Genomic DNA, 19,696 nt, shown 5'->3' on the forward strand with positions numbered 1-19,696 from the left:
GTTACAGTCAAGCCCATCCCCACTTTGCCGCACTCCGCGTCACCACCCCATGGCCAGCAGCCTTCTTGCACTCATTGATGACATCGCCACGGTGCTGGACGATGTGGCCGTCCTGTCCAAGGTTGCGGCCAAGAAAACCGCCGGCGTGCTCGGTGATGACCTTGCGCTCAATGCGCAGCAGGTCGCGGGCGTCAAGGCCGAGCGTGAGCTGCCCGTGGTCTGGGCGGTGGCCCGAGGCTCCTTCATCAACAAGGCGATTCTGGTCCCTGCGGCCCTGCTCATCAGCGTCTTCATTCCGTGGGCGGTGACGCCCCTGCTGATGATCGGTGGCGCCTTCCTGTGTTTCGAGGGTTTCGAAAAGCTGGCGCACCGCTTCATGCACAGCGCCGACGAGCGTGCCGCTGAGCACGAAGCGCTGGTCAAGGCGCTGGCCGATCCGGCGGTGGATCTGGTGGCGGTTGAAAAAGACAAGATCAAAGGCGCCGTGCGCACCGACTTCATCCTGTCGGCAGAAATCATCGCCATCACGCTGGGCACGGTGCAGGACAGTCCCTTCGTCACCCAGGCGGCAGTGGTGTCCGGCATGGCGCTGGTGATGACGGTCGGGGTGTATGGCCTGGTGGCGGGCATTGTCAAACTTGACGACGCGGGGCTTTACCTCAGCCAGCGCCCCGGTTCCGGCGGCTTGAACGCCTTGTTGCAACGGCTGGGCGACGGCATTTTGTGGGTCGCCCCCTGGTTAATGAAGGCGCTCTCGGTGCTGGGCACGGCAGCGATGTTTCTGGTGGGCGGCGGCATTCTCACGCACGGGGTGCCATGGCTGCACCACGGCATCGAGGCGCTGGTGGCCCGCGCCGATGGCATGGCGGGCGGCGCGCTGATCGGTGCGGTGTTGCCTTTGCTGATGGACGCGGTGGTCGGCATTCTCACCGGCGCCCTGGTTCTGCTGCTGTGGACCTGGGGCCGCAAGCTTCTGCCTTCAAGCCGCCACTGAGCTCCGAACGGGTGAGGCCGCCGGTGCTGCTGCCGGGCGTTTCACCGTTTTCGCGGTCTGCGCTTGCTCCGCAGCTGACGGTGTTGTGGCCGGCTCTGCCTTCGGCAAACTGCACATCTGCTGAATCAGTTCGTGCCGCGCGAACAGCTCCACAATCCAGTCCACAAACACGCGCACCTTGTTGCTCAGGTGGCGATTCGGCGGGTACACCAGATAGATCGGCTTGGCTTCGCTGCACCAGCCGGGGAACAGCGGCTCCAGCGTGCCGTTGCTGATGTGGTGCTGCACCAGAAACGTCACTGTGTGCAGCACACCCAGCCCGGCCAGCCCGGCGGTCACGCCGGCATTGGAATCGTTCACCGCCAGCAGGTGGTAGCCCTCGACCTCAATGGTCTCGCCATCCTTGTGCAGCACCATGGGGTAGAGCTTGCCGTTGCGCGGCGACATGTAGCGGATCATGCGGTGGCTTTCGGCCAGCTCGCGTGGATGTTGGGGAGTGCCGTGCCGCGCCAGGTAGGCCGGTGAAGCGCAGGTCATCAGATAGAACTCGCCCAGCCGTCGCGCCACCATCGACTGGTCCACCAGATCGCCGCCGCGGATCACGCAATCGACGTTCTCCGCCAGGATGTCGATGGGCCTGTCCGTCACGCCCAGCTCCAGCTGGATGTCGGGGTAGCGCGCATAGAAATCCGGCAGCGCGGGGATGATGACCGCCAGCCCGAGCGATGCCGGAATGTCCACCTTGAGCCGGCCGCGCGGGCTGGCTTTGGCGCGCGACATGCTCGCCTCCAGCTCATCCATCTCGCTGAGCAACTGGCTGGCGCGCTCGTAATAGGCCGCGCCATCGGCCGTGACGGTGACCTTGCGCGTGGTGCGGTTCAGCAGCTTGGTGTCCAGCTCCTTTTCAAGTGTCTGGATCAGCCGAGTGATGGTGGGTTTGGGCATGGCCATCGATTCGGCGGCCTTGCTGAAGGTGCCCGCCTCCACCACCCGAACAAACGCCTGCATGGCTGAAAACTTGTCCATGAAAACTCCCTGACTGATTGGATCTTTGCGATCTGCGTGGAACCGCGCGGCCTGAACCACGGCGCCTGAATCGTGGGGCTTGTTCCTCCCCTTACCTTCCAGAAACCCTTTGCGCTGTCAGGGCATGGCCGGTGCGCCCTTGACCTTGCCCTCATGGCAAACCTGAGACTCGCCTGCGATTGGCCCGCAGCGACTTTCTGCGGTGCCAACCCGCGAAGCCCATGATTGTTTCACAGGTGAAATAAAGAATGAGCGAAACGGCTATTTATTAAATGAGGCGTAACCGATATCTTCTGCTGCGCCGCAACAAAGATCAAGCATCCATCGCCAGCCCCAGAAAACCGCCCATGAAAAGCCGTCCTTCCAGCCCAAGCGCTCACCCGGCCGTCCTGCCCGACGCGGTGGTGCCGCGCCTGGACAAACAAATCCAGATCGCCTTGCAGCGCGCGCTGGATGTACGCTTTCACGGCCGTCGCCCGTCAGGCGGCACGCTGCCGCTGGTGCTGCATTTCCACGGCGGCACCTTCAACGGCGGCTCGCTCGACAGCGGGGCAGGGGTGGCGCAGTTGCTGGCCCAGGCGGGTGCGGTGGTGATGTCGGTGGATTACCCGTTGGCCCCGGCGCACCCGTTTCCCCAGGCCGTCGACACCGGCTACGCCGCGCTGCAGTGGGCCTGGAAGGTCAGGCACAAGCTGGCTGGCCCCGGCGCGCCGATGGTCGTGGCGGGGGAAGAGGCGGGCGGCAACCTTGCTGCTGCCATCGCGCTGATGGCGCGAGACCGGCAGGAGGTGCCGCTTTCGGGCCAGATTCTCCTGTCGCCCATGCTCGACGCCTGTGTGGCCACCGCCTCGCTGCGTGAGGCCTGTGCGCAGGCCCGCGCGGCCGAGTGCGTGTGGGCCAATGGCTGGCGCCAGTACCTGCCCAGCGCCGCCGATGCCGGCCACCCCTACGCAGCACCGGGCACGGTGCGCCGCCTGACAGGCCTGCCACCAGCCTTGCTGGTGACGGCGCAGGACGACCCGCTGCGCGATGAAACCCTGGCCTACGCCGCGCGCTTGCGGGCCGCTGGTCTGGCAGTGCAACAGGCGGTGCTGGCTGCCCCCACCGGCTGGCCCGGCCGCTATGCCGACGCGCAGCGCATAAAAGGCGGCTCGCCAGCCTGGGCCGGCGAATTGCGCCAGCAGTTCCGCACATTTTTCGCAGCCATGGCGGCTACGCCCGAACAAGCGGCGCCAGCTTTCTCGTCCGCTTCTTCTTCAGTTCCTTCATCCATTTCGTAAGTTTGTTTTTTCAAGGGAGTTCCAGATGACAACGATTCCATTACAGACGCCAACCACTAAGCGTCGCCTGTTGATTGCCGTGGTCGCCGCGCTGGTGGTGGCCGGTGGTGGTGCGATAGCGATTTTTGGTACCACGACAAGCCAGGCCCAGCCCGGAGGGGGCGCGCCTGCCGCCACGCCGGTCTCGGTCGCCACCGTGGTGCAAAGTGAAGTTGCGGCGTGGGACGAGTTCTCGGGCCGGCTCGAAGCCGTGGAGCGGGTCGATATCCGCTCCCGCGTCTCGGGTGCGGTGCAGGCGGCGCATTTCCGCGAAGGCGCGCTGGTGAAGAAGGGTGACCTGCTGCTCACCATCGACCCGGCGCCTTACGCCGCCGAGGTGGACCGTGCCGAAGCCCAGGTGGCCGCCGCGCAGGCCCGCGTCACTCAGGCCAAAGGCGAGTTCGAGCGCTCGCAGCGCCTGTGGAGCGAGCAGGCCATCTCCAAACGCGAGTTCGACGAGCGCGGCAACGGCCAGCGCGAAGCCGATGCCAACCTGCGCGCTGCACAGGCTGCCCTGCAAAGCGCCCGCCTGAACCTCGGCTATACCCAGGTGCGTGCGCCGGTGGCGGGCCGCGTGGGCCGGCTGGAGGTGACGGTGGGCAATCTGGTGGCCGCCGGGCCCGGTGCAGCGGTGCTGACCACCCTGGTCTCGGTGAGCCCGATTTATGCGAGCTTTGACGCCGACGAACAGACCATTGCCAGAGCGCTGCAGGATGTTGGCAAAGATATCGGTAAAGATGGCGGCGCGCGAAAGCTCGAACGCATTCCGGTACAGATGGGCACGGCCGCCAGCACCGACACCCCGTTTGAAGGCCGGCTGCAACTGGTTGACAACCAGGTCGATGCGAGAAGCGGCACCGTGCGGGCCCGCGCCGTGTTCGACAACAAGGACGGCCAACTCATGCCCGGTCAGTTCGCGCGCGTCCGCATGGGCCAGGCCACCAAGACCGAGGCGCTGCTGATCAACGAGCGTGCGGTGGGCACCGACCAGAGCAAGAAGTTTGTGCTGGTGGTCGGCGCTGACAACAAGGCGGAGTACCGCGAGGTCACGCTGGGTGCTGCCATCAATGGCCTGCGCGTGGTCAAGAGTGGCTTGCAGGCCAACGAACGCATTGTGGTCAACGGACTGCAGCGCGTGCGCCCTGGTGCGCTGGTGGCGCCGCAAATGGTCGAGATGTCGGCTAAGACCGAGCTGGGTGGCAAGGCCGTCAAGGTCGCGGCCAAGTCCTGAGCACGCCCAGACACTGAAATGACACCATCATGAATCTCTCCAAATTCTTCATCGACCGGCCGATTTTTGCCGGCGTGCTCTCGCTGCTCATGTTCATCGCCGGACTGATCGCGCTGCGCTCGCTGCCGATTGCCGAATACCCCGACGTCGTGCCGCCCACCGTGGTGGTGCGCGCCAACTACCCCGGCGCGAATCCCAAGGTGATTGCCGAAACCGTGGCCACGCCTATCGAAGAGGCCATCAACGGCGTGGACGGCATGCTCTACATGAGCAGCCAGGCCACCACCGACGGCATCATGACGCTCAACGTCACCTTCAAGCTTGGCACTGACCCCGACAAGGCCCAGCAGCTGGTGCAGAACCGCGTCTCGCAGGCCGAGCCGCGCCTGCCTGAAGAGGTGCGGCGCCTGGGCATCACCACCATCAAGAGCTCGCCCGACCTCACGATGGTGGTGCACCTGCTGTCGCCGAACGACCGCTACGACATGACCTACCTGCGCAACTACGGTGTGCTCAATGTCAAGGACCGTCTGGCCCGCATCAACGGCGTGGGCCAGGTGCAGCTGTTCGGCTCGGGTGACTATTCCATGCGCGTCTGGCTCGACCCGCAAAAGGTCGCAGAGCGCGGCCTGTCTGCCGGTGACGTGGTGCGCGCCATCCGCGAGCAGAACATCCAGGCCGCAGCCGGCGTGGTGGGTGCATCGCCCGGCTTGCCGGGCGTGGACCTGCAGCTGTCCATCAACGCCCAGGGGCGTTTGCAGAACGAGGAAGAGTTCGGCGACATCATCGTCAAGACTGAACGTGGCGGCGCCGTCACCCGCCTGCGCGACATCGCGCGGCTGGAGCTGGGTGCGTCTGACTACGCGCTGCGCTCGCTGCTCGACAACAAGCAGGCGGTCGCCATTCCGGTGTTTGCGGCACCGGGCTCCAACGCCATCCAGATTTCTGACGATGTGCAGGCCGTGATGAGCGAGCTCAAGAAAAACATGCCTGAAGGCGTGGATTACTCCATCGTGTACGACACCACACAGTTCGTACGCGCATCCATTCAGGCGGTGGTGACGACGCTTTTTGAAGCCGTGGCGCTGGTAGTGCTGGTGGTGATCCTGTTCCTGCAGACCTGGCGCGCCTCCATCATTCCGTTGCTGGCGGTGCCTGTGTCAGTGGTCGGCACCTTTGCCGTGATGCACCTGTTCGGCTTTTCCATCAACGCGCTCAGCCTGTTCGGGCTGGTGCTGGCCATCGGTATCGTGGTGGACGACGCCATCGTGGTGGTCGAGAATGTGGAGCGCAACATCGAGGCGGGCCTGAGTCCACGCGAAGCCACCTACCGCGCCATGCGCGAGGTGTCGGGCCCCATCATCGCGATTGCGCTGGTGCTGATTGCGGTGTTCGTGCCGCTGGCCTTCATCACCGGGCTTTCGGGGCAGTTCTACAAGCAGTTCGCGCTGACGATTGCGATTTCGACCGTGATCTCGGCCATCAACTCGCTGACGCTTTCACCGGCACTGGCTGCGCTGCTGCTCAAGAGCCACGATGCACCGAAAGACGCACTCACCCGCGGCATGGACAAGCTGTTCGGCCGCTTCTTCGGCGCCTTCAACCGTTTCTTTGGCCGCGCCTCCGAGCGTTACAGCCACGGCATGCAACGTGCCATCTCGCGCAAGGCCATCATGCTGGGTGTTTATGGCGTGCTGGTGCTGGCCACGGCGGGCCTGTTCAAGGCCGTACCCAGCGGCTTTGTACCGGGGCAGGACAAGCAGTACCTGATTGGCTTCGCGCAGCTGCCCGACGGCGCCACGCTGGACCGCACTGAAGACGTGATCCGCCGCATTGGCGACATCGCACTGAAGCAGCCCGGTGTGGAACACGCGATTGCCTTTCCGGGTCTGTCAATCAACGGGTTCACCAACAGCTCGAACTCCGGCATTGTGTTTGTGTCGCTCAAGCCTTTTGAAGAGCGCACCACCAAAGACCTGAGCGCAGGCGCCATCGCGGGTCAGCTGAATGCTCAGTTTGGCGGCATTGAAGAAGCCTTCATTGCCATGTTCCCGCCGCCCCCGGTGCAGGGCCTGGGCACCACCGGCGGCTTCAAGCTGCAGCTGGAAGACCGCGCATCGCTCGGCTACGAAGCGCTCGACGCCGCCACCAAGGCCTTCATGGCCAAGGCCTATCAGGCGCCGGAGCTGACGGGGCTGTTTTCGAGCTTTCAGGTGAACGTGCCACAGCTCTATGCCGACATCGACCGCACCAAGGCGCGCCAGCTCGGCGTGCCAATCACCGATGTGTTTGACACGATGCAGATCTATCTGGGCAGTCTGTACGCCAACGACTTCAACAAGTTTGGCCGCACCTACTCGGTCCGTGTGCAGGCCGACGCGCCTTACCGCGCGCGGGCGGAAGACATCGGCCAGCTCAAGGTGCGTTCCAACACCGGCGAGATGGTCCCGCTCTCCGCGCTGATGAAGGTCACCCCCAGCTTCGGCCCGGAGCGTGCCATGCGCTACAACGGCTTTCTGTCGGCCGACATCAACGGTGGCGCTGCACCGGGCTATTCGTCTGGCCAGGCGCAAGACGCGGTGGCCCGCATCGCCGCTGAAACGCTGCCGCCCGGCATCAGCTACGAATGGACGGACCTCACGTACCAGGAAATCATTGCTGGCAACTCGGCGATGTGGGTGTTCCCGCTGGCGCTGCTGCTGGTGTTCCTGGTGCTGGCCGCGCAGTACGAAAGCCTGACGCTGCCGATTGCCATCGTGCTCATCGTGCCCATGGGCCTGCTGGCCGCCATGCTGGGCGTGAAGTTCACCGGGGGTGACAACAACATCTTCACTCAGATCGGCTTGATTGTGCTGGTGGGGCTGTCGGCGAAGAACGCCATCCTGATCGTGGAGTTTGCGCGCGAGCTGGAGTTTGCCGGCCGTACACCGCTGCAGGCGGCCATGGAAGCCGCCCGCCTGCGCCTGCGCCCCATCCTGATGACCTCGCTGGCTTTCGTGATGGGTGTGCTGCCGCTGGTGCTCTCGACCGGTGCAGGCGCCGAGATGCGGCACGCCATGGGCGTGGCCGTGTTCTTCGGAATGATTGGCGTTACCGCGTTTGGTTTGTTCCTCACGCCGGTGTTCTATGTGGTGCTGCGCCGCCTCACGGGCAACCGTACGCTCAAGCTGCATGGCGAGGTGCCGCACGTTGAGGGCTTTGCCGGTGGCGGTGCGCCGCATGCCCAACCCGCTGCGCCCCTCAAGCTACATGAGTAAACAGATTCAAAGTTACAGGAGTTCACCATGAACCACACACCGTACAAGCCACGCACTGCGCTGCTGCCCCTGCTGGCGGCCCTGGTGCTGGCCGGTTGCGCCACCAGCGCTTCCATCGACGGCAACGCATTGCCCGCCATACCAGCCGCCTTCAAGGAAGGTGCGCCTATTGCCACCGCCGCAGCCCAACCACAGGCACAAGGCACATGGTGGAAGGCGTTTGCCGATCCGGTACTCGACCAGCTGGTCGAGCAGGCCGGCCGCAACAACAACAGCATTCAGGTGGCCGCAGGCCGGCTCCGGCAGGCCCGCGCCATTGCCGGCGCCACCAACGCCGACCGCCTGCCGCAAGTGGGCCTGAGTGCTGGCGCCGTGCGCCAGAAAAACAGCACCACCGGCAATGTGGCCGCCACGGAAGTCAGCGCCCGGGCCAACTTCTCGTACGAGATTGACCTGTTGGGCAAGCTCTCGCTCGCCTCCAGCGCGGCATCGCTCGATGCTGACTCGCGCGAGGCCTTGCTGCGCAGCACCCGGCTGCTGGTGCAGGCTGATGTGGCACAGACTTATCTGAATCTGCGCGCACTGGATGCCGAGCGCACGCTGGTGCGTGACACCCTGCAGGCCTACCGCAACACGCTGCGCCTGACAGAAATCCGCTTCAAGGAAGGCGACGTGGCCGAGCTTGACGTGGCCCGCGTGCGCACAGAAGTGGCCGTGACCGAATCCGATGCGCTGGCCCTCGATCGCCGCCGGGCCCAACTGGAACACGCGCTGGCCGTACTGGTGGGCGAGGTGGCCAGCAACTTTCAGGTGGCACCCACCGAGTGGGCCACCGCGCTACCGGTCATTCCAGCCGGCGTACCCAGCACGGTACTGGTGCGCCGACCCGATGTGTCGGCCGCACAAAGCACCCTGCAAGCCGCACAGGCCCGCGTCGGCGTGGCCAAGGCTGCGTGGTTCCCCACCTTCGCGCTCACCGCCAACGGCGGCTCTGCCGCGCCGCAGCTGAGTGACTTGTTCAAGGCATCCACCGGCGTCTGGGGCATAAGTGCTTTGCTTTCATTGCCGCTGTTCGACGGAGGCCGCCGCGAGGCCGGTGTGCAAAACGCCAGTGGTGAGATGGACGTGGCCCTTGCCAACTACCGCGAGCAAATCCTCGTCGCCTTCAAGGACGTGGAAGACCAGCTTTCGGCCCTGCGCCTGCTGGCCGAGCAGTCCGAGGCCCAGTCCCGCTCAGTCGCATCGGCCACCCGCGCCACGCTGCTGTCTGATTCGCGTTACCGCAACGGCTACGTCAGCCAACTCGAACTGCTGGACGCCCAGCGCAGCGAACTCCGAAACCGCCGCCAGGCGCTGCAGGTCAAGACGGCGCAGTATCTGGCGACAGTGGGGCTGATTCGGGCGCTGGGTGGGGGTTGGGCTTAGAGCGCTTCGGTGGCGTGGCTGGGGAATTTTTACCTCGTGCCATGCTGCCGGGGCTGGTACGCTGAAGTTGGCTCCATTGAGAAGATTCGCAAATACGAATATTCCTTACGCTCACAAAAGTATGACAGTTCTCAATCCGACCTCTTGCTCGTTTCGTATCGTCTGTTTCCTTTTTATCGCGTTTGCAACGCCCACCGTTCCGGCTCAGGACAACCTCACTAGGGATAAAGTGTCTCGAATCCGACTGCTGTACTCATGCCACCATTTCGCTAAGGAAGTCGGTGCTACCACTCCAGACCAGTCGCAACGCCAGCGCGCACAGAATAAGTCGATTGCTTATCTTGTTTCTGCGACCGAAGAGGTCACGTCAATTGACGGCCCGGAGCTGGCGGATACGCGCCTGGCGAAAGCGTTTTTTGAAGTTGGTCGGGGTGATTTCGTGGCGTTCATGGAGAAGGTTGTATCTCTGAACGCCGAAGCCGAGCGATTTGCGCTCATATCGCAATTTACCAACAAATGTGATGGTGTGATGAGTAGCGCAAACAGCCCAAAATAACGACCGAGTTGTAGCTCTGGCAGTTTTACGTCAAGTGCATATGCGTCGCTACCTGATTCCGATCACATTTCTTTGGCTGATATCCGCTTGCGCGCCTGTGGAGTCGCCCGATAGCAAGGTGATTGTCGAAGAGTTCGACTGCGACGTGGGACCGTATGCAGCTGCGATTCCTCGGGAATTTTCGAAGTTGAGGCAGTTCGCGCCGCTTGAGTCGGAGCAGATTCTGGAGACCGCAGACTGGGGAGATTACAAAACCACGGTCCGTGAGCTCAGATTCGATGGGCTCGTAGTAGTCGTCATTACTTTTTCAAATGGACGTCCGTACATGCTGAGTAGTATTCGGGTGACTGCACCACAATGGCAGGTAACAGGACCTCTACGTGTCGACATGAAGGCGTCAAAGTTCTTTTCCCCTCTTGGCAAGCCCCGAGTGAGTGATGGTGTTTGGAACATCAGTCAGATTGGTCCCACAGAGCTTTTCCTTACGGTGAGGGGTGGAAAGTTTTCGGTCATCGAGTACACGTGCTACACAGGTTAGGCGCTTATGCATTTATAAAGGGTGCCTTCGCCGCTGAGGAGGTTGATCGCTGGTACGGTCGTTGGTTACTGTTCGAGCGTGGCTAAACTGTGATGAGCGCGTACTACTGCTAGCTTTGTAAGAAAAAATGCCCCTCCTCGGTAAAGCCACCATGCTGCTGTCTTTCGACATCGTGCCCGACACGATCATGGAGCATGACGACTGGCATACGCACGAGCATTTGCCTGAGAGACTTGCCATCCCGGGCTTTCTCCGTGGCTCACGCTGGGTGGCTCTTCAGGGCCAGCCCAGGTATTTCGTGATGTACGAGGTCGAGAGTCTGGCTACGCTGGTCTCGGATGCTTACCTGCAGCGCCTGAATAACCCGTCTCCTTGGACTTCGAAGATCATGCCGTCTTATCGGGGCATGGTCAGAGGGCTGTGCGCCGTCGAGGCTAGCTACGGCGTTGGCATGGGCCACACAGGCCTGCTGATCCGCTTTGATGCCGACGCAGATTCAAAGCCCGGTCTGGTGCGGTGGCTCAACAAAGAGGTGCTTCCGCCGCTCGCCATGCAGCTTGGGCTGGGCGGCGCTCATCTGCTGCAAGCGGCTGCCGCACCGCCGATAACCAACGAGCAGCGCATTCGGGGTGCCGATGCGAGCTTTGGCATGGCAGTGCTGGTCACCGGGTACAGCCAGAGCAGCATCGAGGCCCTGGCCGAGGGCGCCCTGAGCACACGCCTGCTGGGGGCACATGGCGCCCGGAACGTCACGCAAGCCGTCTACCGGACGGAATACACGCTCACAGCGCGCGAGCTGGAGGCCTGGCGGGGGCACATCTGTTAAAACAGTCGGCTTTCTTCCTCGTGTTTGCCCTTCATGACTGTTTCACCTGTTGCCCCCGCCCCGACTCCCTCCGCCCCTGCCATGCTGCATTGGGAGGAGGACGGCGAGGCGCGTTCTGCGCGCTGGCGCTCTGAGCGGGGGGCGCCGCCGCCCAAGCGGGTGGTGATTGCCGACGACAGCATGGCGGCCGACACGGCCTACCGGCTGGCCTGCGAAGGCACCGGGCTGCTCTGGCGCGGTGACTTCCAGAACGCGCGCCTTTTGCTGCAGGCATTGGCCCGCCGGGTGGACAAGCCGGCCAAGCCGAAGCGCGAAAAGCGGGTCAAGGATGCGAAAGCGGGTGAGCCCGGCAAGGCCAGCGCAACCCCTGCCGCACCGGCGCCCGTTTTCCCCGAAGCCTTTCACCTGCACCGCCAAGCCCAGGCGCATCGCGCCCGGGTGCTGGGCATGGTGCTGATTCCTTTTGATGCGGACTACAGCATCCCGCTGCGCCGCGCACCTGATGCAAAAAAGGCCTGCGCAGAAGCCTGGGGTTCGGTGAAGAGCGACGGCGATGGCGCAGGCCCTTCGGTGGCCTCGCTGCGCGAACTGATGGGCTTTATCAGCGCGCACGAATGGCGCCGCAAGGGGGTGCCGATTCCGGCGCTGGGTGAAGACGGCCCGCACAACCGCATTCACCCGCATTACGGCGTGTTTTCTCCCGTGCGCGGTGAATACATCGATCTGGTGGCGCAGGCGCCGGTGCCTGAAGGCCAGACCGACATGACGGGTTTTGACATCGGCACCGGCACCGGCGTGCTGGCCGCCGTGCTGGCCCTGCGCGGCGGTGTGCAGCGCGTGGTGGCGACTGACCAGGACCCGCGTGCGTTGGCCTGTGCGCGTGACAACCTCAAACGCCTCGGCTTTCCTCAGGTGGAGGTGCGCGAGGCCAACCTGTTCCCCGAAGGCAAGGCGCACATCATCGTCTGCAACCCGCCCTGGCTGCCGGCGCGCCCCGGCTCGCCAGTGGAGCACGCGGTGTACGACGAAGACAGCCGCATGCTGCTGGGTTTCCTCAACGGTCTGGCCGCGCACCTGGAGCCCAAAGGCGAGGGCTGGCTGATCCTGTCGGACTTTGCCGAGCACCTGGGCCTGCGCACGCGAGCCTGGCTGATGGCCGCCATCGATGCTGCCGGCCTGCGTGTGGTGGACCGGCTGGACGCGCAGCCGCATCACCCCAAGGTGGCCGATGCGAGCGATGCCCTGCATGCGGCGCGTGCGGCAGAGGTGACGTCGCTGTGGCGCTTGGCTGCGGTTGAGTGACTTGATTCCATGAAGCTTCCATCTCACCCCGTTCGCCCTGAGGTATCGAAGGGCAAATGCGCAAGGGCCAGCGCTTCGATACCTCAGCGCGAACGGTGTGGTGATGAGTGCATGGCACGTGCAAGGACCGCTCATCAAGTCCATTGCCTAGTTTGATGCAAACCGAATCACGCCCCACCGTCCTGCTCGCCCCGATGGAGGGCCTGCTGGACTTCGTGCTGCGCGACATCCTCACGCGGGTCGGCGGCATTGACCGCTGCGTGTCGGAGTTCATCCGTATCACCAACCAGTTGCTGCCAGACCGCGTGTTCACCCGCATCGTGCCCGAGCTGCACAACGGCGGCCGCACCTTTGCCGGAGTGCCGGTACGTGCGCAACTGCTGGGGTCTGATCCGGTGTGCATGGCTGAGAACGCCGCGCGGCTGGCGGCGCTGGGGCCTGCGGGCATTGACCTCAACTTTGGCTGCCCGGCGGCGGTGGTGAACCGCCACGGCGGTGGGGCGATGCTGCTCGATCACCCGGACACGCTGGCCGCCATTGTGGGCGCAGTGCGCCACGCCGTGCCTGCGCACATGCCGGTGTCGGCCAAGATGCGTCTGGGTTACCACGACGACTCGCGTGCCGAAGAATGTGCGCTGGCGATTGCCGGCGGTGGTGCCGATGAGCTGGTGGTACACGCCCGTACCAAGGCGCAGGCCTACCGACCTCCAGCCTACTGGGAGCGCATTGCCGACATCCGTGCGGTGGTGAAGATTCCGGTGGTGGCCAATGGCGAGATCTGGACGGTGGAAGACGCCCGTCGCTGTCGCGAGGCTTCGGGTAGCAACATGCTGATGGTGGGCCGTGGCGCGGTGATGAACCCGGGGCTGGCGCAGGCTATTCAGGCCGATATGCGGGGTGATGTCACTCAGGCCAGCAGCGGCATCACCTGGACCCAACTGCTGCCATTGATTGCCGACTTCTGGCACATCGTCTGCACCCGGCTGGATGCGCGCTCGCGCGCCGGGCGGCTCAAGCAGTGGCTCAATTTTTTGCGGCGCCACTTCCCCGAGGCCGAGGTCGCCTACCAGCAGCTCAAGACCATCAACAACACCGCCGTGATTGACGAGTGGCTGGCCTCATCGTTGGATTCTTCGCCAGCTCAATCGTTTGAGCCGTCACGCCGCGTCGCCGAACCAGTGCCGCAGCGCGTCAGTGCAGCGTCATCGGCAGAGATGTGGTCTTGACCCGCACCACCGCTGGCCGGGCCTCATAAGGCACTGCGCTGCGGCCGGTGATGGCGGCTGCAATCGTACGGGCCTGCCGCGCAATCGGCTCAATGAAACGGCTGGCCTGCCCGCCCACGGTGATGCAGTCGCCCATGGCGTGAATGCGCGGGTGGCTGGTGCGCAGCGTGTCGGCCTCGACGGCGATGCCCTGGTCCCAGGCCAGCCCGGCCGTTTCGGCCAGCCGGCTGGGCGTTTGCAGGCCGGTGGCGGCAATCACCTGGTCGGCGGTAAACGTCTGGTCGCTGTCGGTGGTAACGATGTAGCGCTGGCCTTCCCGCACCACACGGCTCACCTGCACACCGCCGACAAAGCGGATCGGCAGTGTCTGCCACGCTTCGATCAGTTTGGTGCCGGCCTGTGCGGCGGTCCAGCGCGACAGGGGCTCGGGCTGTGTGTCCAGCAGCGTGATGTGGTGGCCGCCGAGGGCCAGGTCGTTGGCCAGCTCGCTGCCGATCAGCCCGGCGCCGACGATCAGTACATCGCGCGAAGTCTGCCCCAGCGCGCTGCGCAGTTTGAGATAGGCATCTAGGTGGTTGATGCGCCAGCACAGCCCGGCGGGCAACGACGGCGGCAGCGCCGGCTGCGCGCCATGCGCCAGCACCAGGTTCTGGTAGGGCAAGGTACCGCGGGTGGTGCGCAGCGTGTGGGTGTCGGCGCACACGCGCACCGCGTGGGTGTGGGCCAGCAGCCGTACCTGCAGGCGCTGGGCGGCAGCAGACCCGGTTTCGCGGACCATGGCGGTGGGCGTGAGCGAACGCGCCAGCGCCACCGAGAGCAGGGGCTTGTCGTACACATCGCCCGAGCAGGCGGTGACGATGGTGATGGGCAGCGTGGCATCGCTGCCTCGCAGCTGCTCGGCCAGCTGCCAGCCCGCACGGCCTGCGCCGACGATCACCGTGCCCGCCTGGTGCCGGCGTGCCGATACGGCAGGCCGTGTGCTGCCACCACCTTGCAGCGAGGCACGCAGCTCTTGCGCTGAGGGCGGTGTGTAGGGTGAGAAGTCGTCCTTGGTCACGCCGCAGAGTGGGCAGGCCCAGTCGTCAGGAATGTCGGCAAAGCGGGTGCCGGGCGCCAGGCCGCTGTCGGGGTCGCCTTCCGCTTCGTTGTAAATCAGGCCGCAGGCATCGCAGATGAACTGCAACCAAGGCTGTTCAGCAGCTGTGGTCATGCTGGCGACTCTTCGGCACTCAGCCGCGCAATCTCTTTGCGCAGGTGTTTGATGGCTGGTGTGACGATGGCCACAAAGTGCGATTCGCGCACCCGGCGTTGTACTGCCGAGCTGAGCAGGTAGCCGCGTGCGCCCTGGTGCATCAGCGCCGACTGCGCCGCGCGCAGGGCCAGCTCGGCGCTGTGAGCGCGGGCATCGAGCACGTCGATCACAAAGGCGGTGGAAGTGTCGAAGGGTGTTTTGGCCAGCTGCATGATGCGTTCGGTCAGCGCGTCCAGTTCGGCCTGCAGCGTGTCGGGCCGGTCGTCAAGGAACTGGTTGACGTGGCCGAGCTGTGCCTCCACTGCCCAGATGGAATCGATTGCGCCCTGCGTCACACCCAGCGCCCAGCCGCACTGCAGCATCACAAAGGCGCCGCGAATGCGGCCGATCAGCGGCTTGGCCGGGTCGGCAATGATGTCGTTTGCCCCCACAAACACGTCGGTCAGGCGCAGGGCGTAGGTGCCTGTGCCTTCCATCGCCGAGAAGCTGGGGCAGTTTTTCAGCTCCACGCCCGGTGCGTTACAGCGCAGCATGAACATCAGCTCGCGCGATGGGCTCAAGGCGTTGCCAGCCTCGTCGACCACGCCCGCGATGGCGCCGCAGTAATGGTCTGCGCCGAGGTGGCTCACCCAGGGCAGCGCGCCATTGACGATGTAGCCGCCATCCACCGGCGTGGCCTTGAGCAGCCAGCTTTCAATCTGCGCGTAGCTCTTCATCGGGTTGGAGAGCGCGGTACCGCCCAGCGTGGCGCCGCTGGCGTGCTTTGTCAGCGCCTCGCCCATCAGGGCAGGGTTGCCCGAGGCTTCCATGTAGAGGCCACACACCGCATGGCACCACACCATGAAGCCCGTGGCGCCGCACACGCGGGCCACTTCCGACATGGCGCGAAGCGTCATGCCGTAGTCGCCAGTGCCGTGGGGTGCATTCAGGTGGGCGCTCATGCCACCCAGCGCGCCCAGTTGCTGCAGCACCGCTTGTGGGTAGGTGCCCTTGTCGATGGCTTCTGCCTGCTGCTGCAGCGGGCCGTTGGCCACTTCACGCACAGCGGCCAGCAGGGCGTCTGCAGCCAACGGCGGGGTGCTGGTCACTTCGCGGGGCAGGTCGGCTGGGTTCATCAGAAGTCCTTGGGTGTGGGCTGTTGGGGTTGCGATGGTGCGATGGTGTTGAGCGAGCTGCCGATCACTCGGCCATGCTGATCTCGAACGGAATCGGGTTGCGCATGCTGTTGGCCACGGGTGAGTAGAAGTTGGCGTGCTGCACGATTTCATCGAGCACTTCGCGGGGCGCGTCGCCTTCCACGATCACTTTCACGCGGATGGCCTGAAAGCCCATCTCGGGAGCTGTCTTGGTGAGTGCCCCACCCGCACCCCAGGCTGCGGGGTTGCCGATGTCGCCTTCCATCAGCACTTCAAGGCGCGTGAGCTTGACCTGCTTCCACGTCGCCACAGCGGTGATACCCACTGCAAGGCAACCGCCCAGGCCCGACAGCACGATCTCGCCGGGCGCGGGTGCGGTGTCCTCGCCGAACAGATGCAGTGGCTCGTCAACTACCACTGGCGTGTGCTTGCCCACGGTGCTGAGCGAGCGGTATTGCCCTTCCATCACGGTGTGGACCTTGTTGGTGCCGCGGCTGTTGGGGTTGTTGCGGCCCTTCTCTGCGAAGGCCAGCAGGCCGTCGCGGTCGATGGGGCGCAGATAGCTTTTGCCGCTCTTGATGGTTTGCACGGCTTCGGGGGCGAGGGTGGCGGTGTCGGACATGGTGTCTCTTTCTTGTGAAGGGTCGGGGTAGACAGTGGTCAAAGGAAATATTCAGCCGGGTGCTGCAAACCACACCACGACCTGCCGGGCAGGCGATGGCGTGGCGGCAAGCAACCGAAGGAGATTCAGGCCGCGCGGGCCATGGGCGCAGTCATGCTGCTGGGCACGGTGGGCAGGCCAGTCTCGATGGGTAGCGCCGGGTCGCGCGACCACTCATTCCAAGAACCAAAGTACATGCGCACGTCCTTGAAGCCAGCCTGCTTCAGGGCCAGGAAGGTGTTGGAGGCACGTGCGCCCTTGAAGCAGTACAGGTACACCGTGTCGTCTGGCGTGATGCCGGCGGTGGCGCATTCGGCGCGCACTTCATCGGCCGACTTGAACACCGGGCCCTGTGGCGATGGCTTCATGAAGCGGTACCACTCCAGCCACTTGGCGCCGGGCAGGCGGCCCTTGCGCGGGGCGAAGTCCTTGCCGTAGGGGGAGGAGCTGTCGCCAATCCACTCATCGACATCGCGCACGTCCATCAGCACGGTGTCGGTGCCGAGCGCGCTTTTCACGTCTTCGAGCGTGACCATCACGTCGGTGGCGGGCAAGTCGGCCGGGAAGGTGGCGGCCACCGGCTTGGCGGCGGTGGTGGAAACAGGCAGGCCAGCGGCCTTCCAGGCGGAGAAACCACCGTTGAGCACGCGCACCTTGGGGTAGCCCAGCCAGGTCAGCAGGTAGTAGCCGCGGCAGGACTGGCCGTAGCCGCTGTTCATCGAGTCTTCGTAGAACACGGCGGTTTCTTCGCCCGAGAGGCCCACGCCGCCCAGTGCGGTGGCAAAGCTTTCCTTCAGCGCCTTCAGGCCTTCGGGGGTCGAGGTGGCGAGGTAGGTGAAGATTTCGCGCAGGTTGACTGCGCCTTCGATGTGACCGGCGGCGTAGGTGTCTGCGTCGCGGGTGTCGATGATGACCACAGGCTCTGCGCCTTTGAGGGCCAGGAGCTGGTCAGGTGAAATCAGGATAGGGGATTCAAGTGCGTTGGCCATGGTGTCCTCGGTAGGTTGCAGGCGGGTTGCCTGAACCTCTTATCGCAACAGGTGTGCCATGAGGACTGCTCACGCTTGATTACTTGATGAAATCTTCCAGAAGCCCCTTATTGAATATCTTCGGTGCTATTCAAAAAATAGCAAACGATGAAAGTCAGTGCCTGCTTCATGTGCATTGGTTGCGCGTGTGGGCGACAGCTTGTCGCCACTGTGTCGACAATTTGTCGGACATTGAGGGGACGCGCAGGCCTCAGCGCAGCCCGGCCTTGCGCAGGCGGTAGCTGTATTGCCGCACGGTCAGCCCCAAGCTCTGCGCCGCGCGCGACTGATTGCCGCCGTGGGCCTGCAGGGCTTGCTGCAGCGCGTCGCTGCTGTGTGAGCCGACGCTGATGTAGTCCCGCACCAGCGCAGCGGTTGGCACAGCCGGTGGTGCTGGTCGGGGCGCATTGGCGTGATCCGGCGCCTCTTTGCCGTCCTGCTGCAGAAAGCGTTTGAGCGCGGCCTCGTTCACGACGGTCTGGTCCGACAGCAGCACCAGCCGCTCGATCAGGTTGCCCAGCTCGCGGATGTTGCCGGGCCAGTCGTGCAGCGTCAGCATTTGCAGCGCCTCGGGCGCGAGGTTCACGTTGCGTTCGTGGGCCTGGTTGGCGCGATTGAGGAAGTGCAGCGTCAGCGCTGGAATATCGTCGCGCCGCTCGCGCAGTGAGGGCAGGCGGATCGGGATCACATTCAGGCGGTAATACAAATCCTGCCGGAAGCGGCCAGCCTGCACGTCGGCCGACAGGTCGCGGTGCGTAGCGGCCACCAGACGCACATTGACCTGCACCTCGCGCCGTCCGCCCAGTCGCACCAGCGTGCCCTCCTGCAGCGTGCGCAGCAGCTTGGACTGCATGGCCAGCGGCAGCTCGCCGATCTCGTCAAGAAAAATCGTGCCGCCATCGGCCTGCTCGAACCAGCCGGGGCGCGCGCCGCTGGCGCCGGTGAATGCGCCGCGTTCATGGCCGAATAATTCCGACTCAAACAGCGACTCGGGAATCGCCGCGCAGTTGACCTTGATGAAGGGCTGGTCGCGCCGACCGCTCGCCAGGTGCACGGCGCGTGCAAACAGCTCCTTGCCGGTGCCTGATTCGCCCAGCAGCAACACGCTCACTGTGGCCTGCGACACCTGCTCCAGCTCGGTCAGCGCGCGCAGCAGGGCGGGCGAGCTGCCGACCAGGCCATAGCGGGTGGTTTTGGTTTCGAGCTGCTGCGCCAGCAGGGCGTTGTGGCGCTGCAGGCCGCTGGTTTTTTCGTCCACCAGCTGATGCAGTTGCAGCAATTGCCCGGCCAGCGTGGCCAGTACGCGCAGCAGCGCCAGGTCGTCGTTGAGGTGGCGCTGGCGGCTACGGATGCGGTGGCAGGCCAGTACGCCGATGGGCCGGCCGTTCACCTCGATGGGCAGCGCGAGAAAGGCGACGGTCTCGGGCGGCAGGTGCTCGCGGCTGACGGCGCGAAAGAGGAATTGCGGCTCGCGGTCGATGTCCTGCACGATCACCGGCTGGCCGGTGGCCAGCACGCAGCCCGTCATGCCTTCGCCCCAGGCGTAGCGGCCGCGGGCGATTTCGGCGCGGGTCAGGCCGTAGGCGTGGCGGATCGAGGCGGTGCGCGGCGTTGCTGGGCCCGATGCATCCCCCGCTGCGGGGCTATCGGCCAGCACGATGCGGCCGCGGTTCAGCCCCAGCAGCTCGCTCATCAGGTGCAGCATCTCCTTGAACACCAGCTCGGGCGCCAGACTGCGGCCTACCAGCCGCATCACCTCGTGCATCAGCAGCAGCTCCTGCGCCCGCCAGTCGGTCACCGGTGGCGGGGTGGTCTGGAGCTGGGCGGCAGGCATGGTGACCATGCTGCAAGTTCCGCGCCCGCTTGGCCCTCTGGCGCACTGTGGAACACCGGATTACTTACACTTTGCCCAGCGCCCG

At 64.6% G+C, this 19,696-nt stretch carries 15 protein-coding genes; 9 read left to right on the top strand and 6 right to left on the bottom strand.

What is annotated here, in order from left to right; translation table 11 throughout:
• Positions 1 to 49 precede the first annotated feature (49 nt).
• Positions 50 to 994 carry a DUF808 domain-containing protein gene (locus AAG793_RS11505; RefSeq protein WP_341908340.1) on the top strand — a complete coding sequence of 315 codons (945 nt, stop codon included), beginning with the start codon at positions 50 to 52 and terminating at the stop codon, positions 992 to 994.
• Here the strand turns inward: AAG793_RS11505 and AAG793_RS11510 are convergent.
• On the bottom strand, positions 980 to 2,020 hold the full coding sequence (locus tag AAG793_RS11510; RefSeq protein WP_341908342.1) for a LysR family transcriptional regulator: 1,041 nt from the start codon (positions 2,018 to 2,020) through the stop codon (positions 980 to 982). The genes AAG793_RS11505 and AAG793_RS11510 overlap by 15 nt on opposite strands.
• A 347-nt stretch (positions 2,021 to 2,367) precedes the next feature.
• Between AAG793_RS11510 and AAG793_RS11515 the strand changes: the two genes are divergently transcribed.
• The 8 genes from AAG793_RS11515 to AAG793_RS11550 all read left to right on the top strand — a co-directional run bounded on the left by AAG793_RS11515 (position 2,368) and on the right by AAG793_RS11550 (position 13,700).
• Positions 2,368 to 3,300 (top strand): alpha/beta hydrolase, encoded by a 933-nt coding sequence (locus tag AAG793_RS11515; RefSeq protein WP_341908344.1) that lies wholly within the window; start codon positions 2,368 to 2,370, stop codon positions 3,298 to 3,300.
• A gap of 25 nt (positions 3,301 to 3,325) precedes the next feature.
• Positions 3,326 to 4,570 (top strand): efflux RND transporter periplasmic adaptor subunit, encoded by a 1,245-nt coding sequence (locus tag AAG793_RS11520; protein ID WP_341908346.1) that lies wholly within the window; start codon positions 3,326 to 3,328, stop codon positions 4,568 to 4,570.
• Between the two features lie 29 nt (positions 4,571 to 4,599).
• On the top strand, positions 4,600 to 7,827 hold the full coding sequence (locus tag AAG793_RS11525; protein ID WP_341908348.1) for an efflux RND transporter permease subunit: 3,228 nt from the start codon (positions 4,600 to 4,602) through the stop codon (positions 7,825 to 7,827).
• A 27-nt stretch (positions 7,828 to 7,854) separates the two neighbouring features.
• Entirely contained in the window at positions 7,855 to 9,252 is a 1,398-nt protein-coding gene (locus AAG793_RS11530; RefSeq protein WP_341908350.1) for an efflux transporter outer membrane subunit, read from the top strand.
• 121 nt (positions 9,253 to 9,373) lie between these two features.
• Positions 9,374 to 9,808 (top strand): hypothetical protein, encoded by a 435-nt coding sequence (locus AAG793_RS11535; protein WP_341908352.1) that lies wholly within the window; start codon positions 9,374 to 9,376, stop codon positions 9,806 to 9,808.
• Between the two features lie 665 nt (positions 9,809 to 10,473).
• Positions 10,474 to 11,172, top strand: coding sequence for a hypothetical protein (locus AAG793_RS11540; protein WP_341908354.1), 699 nt, complete (start codon positions 10,474 to 10,476; stop codon positions 11,170 to 11,172).
• A gap of 81 nt (positions 11,173 to 11,253) precedes the next feature.
• Positions 11,254 to 12,474 carry a class I SAM-dependent methyltransferase gene (locus AAG793_RS11545; RefSeq protein WP_341908356.1) on the top strand — a complete coding sequence of 407 codons (1,221 nt, stop codon included), beginning with the start codon at positions 11,254 to 11,256 and terminating at the stop codon, positions 12,472 to 12,474.
• A gap of 155 nt (positions 12,475 to 12,629) precedes the next feature.
• On the top strand, positions 12,630 to 13,700 hold the full coding sequence (locus tag AAG793_RS11550) for a tRNA-dihydrouridine synthase (RefSeq protein WP_341908358.1): 1,071 nt from the start codon (positions 12,630 to 12,632) through the stop codon (positions 13,698 to 13,700).
• On the opposite strand, the gene AAG793_RS11555 is transcribed toward AAG793_RS11550, so the two are convergent.
• From AAG793_RS11555 to AAG793_RS11575, 5 genes are all read right to left on the bottom strand, one after another.
• On the bottom strand, positions 13,666 to 14,910 hold the full coding sequence (locus AAG793_RS11555; RefSeq protein WP_341908361.1) for an FAD-dependent oxidoreductase: 1,245 nt from the start codon (positions 14,908 to 14,910) through the stop codon (positions 13,666 to 13,668). The two genes, AAG793_RS11550 and AAG793_RS11555, sit on opposite strands and share 35 nt — an antisense overlap.
• A complete protein-coding gene (locus AAG793_RS11560; protein WP_341908363.1) occupies positions 14,907 to 16,067 on the bottom strand; it encodes an acyl-CoA dehydrogenase family protein in 1,161 nt (386 codons plus the stop codon). Before AAG793_RS11560 ends, AAG793_RS11555 begins: the two co-directional genes overlap by 4 nt.
• Positions 16,068 to 16,131: 64 nt before the next feature.
• Positions 16,132 to 16,710 (bottom strand): OsmC family protein, encoded by a 579-nt coding sequence (locus AAG793_RS11565; protein ID WP_341908365.1) that lies wholly within the window; start codon positions 16,708 to 16,710, stop codon positions 16,132 to 16,134.
• A 125-nt stretch (positions 16,711 to 16,835) separates the two neighbouring features.
• On the bottom strand, positions 16,836 to 17,738 hold the full coding sequence (locus AAG793_RS11570; RefSeq protein ID WP_341908367.1) for a sulfurtransferase: 903 nt from the start codon (positions 17,736 to 17,738) through the stop codon (positions 16,836 to 16,838).
• Between the two features lie 250 nt (positions 17,739 to 17,988).
• Complete coding sequence (locus AAG793_RS11575) at positions 17,989 to 19,611, bottom strand: sigma 54-interacting transcriptional regulator (RefSeq protein ID WP_341908432.1); 1,623 nt, start codon at positions 19,609 to 19,611, stop codon at positions 17,989 to 17,991.
• Between the last annotated feature and the right edge of the window lie 85 nt (positions 19,612 to 19,696).

This window comes from Polaromonas sp. YR568 (genome assembly GCF_943372955.1).
Lineage (GTDB): Bacteria > Pseudomonadota > Gammaproteobacteria > Burkholderiales > Burkholderiaceae_C > Polaromonas.

What these genes read in the sequence shown, in the direction of transcription:
- AAG793_RS11570 (WP_341908367.1), bottom strand. Translation starts at nt 17,738, where the DNA reads ATGGCCAACGCACTTGAATCCCCTATCCTGATTTCACCTGACCAGCTC.
- AAG793_RS11555 (WP_341908361.1), bottom strand. Translation starts at nt 14,910, where the DNA reads ATGACCACAGCTGCTGAACAGCCTTGGTTGCAGTTCATCTGCGATGCC.
- AAG793_RS11510 (WP_341908342.1), bottom strand. Translation starts at nt 2,020, where the DNA reads ATGGACAAGTTTTCAGCCATGCAGGCGTTTGTTCGGGTGGTGGAGGCG.
- AAG793_RS11525 (WP_341908348.1), top strand. Translation starts at nt 4,600, where the DNA reads ATGAATCTCTCCAAATTCTTCATCGACCGGCCGATTTTTGCCGGCGTG.
- AAG793_RS11515 (WP_341908344.1), top strand. Translation starts at nt 2,368, where the DNA reads ATGAAAAGCCGTCCTTCCAGCCCAAGCGCTCACCCGGCCGTCCTGCCC.
- AAG793_RS11535 (WP_341908352.1), top strand. Translation starts at nt 9,374, where the DNA reads ATGACAGTTCTCAATCCGACCTCTTGCTCGTTTCGTATCGTCTGTTTC.
- AAG793_RS11505 (WP_341908340.1), top strand. Translation starts at nt 50, where the DNA reads ATGGCCAGCAGCCTTCTTGCACTCATTGATGACATCGCCACGGTGCTG.
- AAG793_RS11560 (WP_341908363.1), bottom strand. Translation starts at nt 16,067, where the DNA reads ATGAACCCAGCCGACCTGCCCCGCGAAGTGACCAGCACCCCGCCGTTG.
- AAG793_RS11550 (WP_341908358.1), top strand. Translation starts at nt 12,630, where the DNA reads ATGCAAACCGAATCACGCCCCACCGTCCTGCTCGCCCCGATGGAGGGC.
- AAG793_RS11545 (WP_341908356.1), top strand. Translation starts at nt 11,254, where the DNA reads ATGCTGCATTGGGAGGAGGACGGCGAGGCGCGTTCTGCGCGCTGGCGC.
- AAG793_RS11575 (WP_341908432.1), bottom strand. Translation starts at nt 19,611, where the DNA reads ATGCCTGCCGCCCAGCTCCAGACCACCCCGCCACCGGTGACCGACTGG.
- AAG793_RS11565 (WP_341908365.1), bottom strand. Translation starts at nt 16,710, where the DNA reads ATGTCCGACACCGCCACCCTCGCCCCCGAAGCCGTGCAAACCATCAAG.
- AAG793_RS11530 (WP_341908350.1), top strand. Translation starts at nt 7,855, where the DNA reads ATGAACCACACACCGTACAAGCCACGCACTGCGCTGCTGCCCCTGCTG.
- AAG793_RS11520 (WP_341908346.1), top strand. Translation starts at nt 3,326, where the DNA reads ATGACAACGATTCCATTACAGACGCCAACCACTAAGCGTCGCCTGTTG.
- AAG793_RS11540 (WP_341908354.1), top strand. Translation starts at nt 10,474, where the DNA reads ATGCCCCTCCTCGGTAAAGCCACCATGCTGCTGTCTTTCGACATCGTG.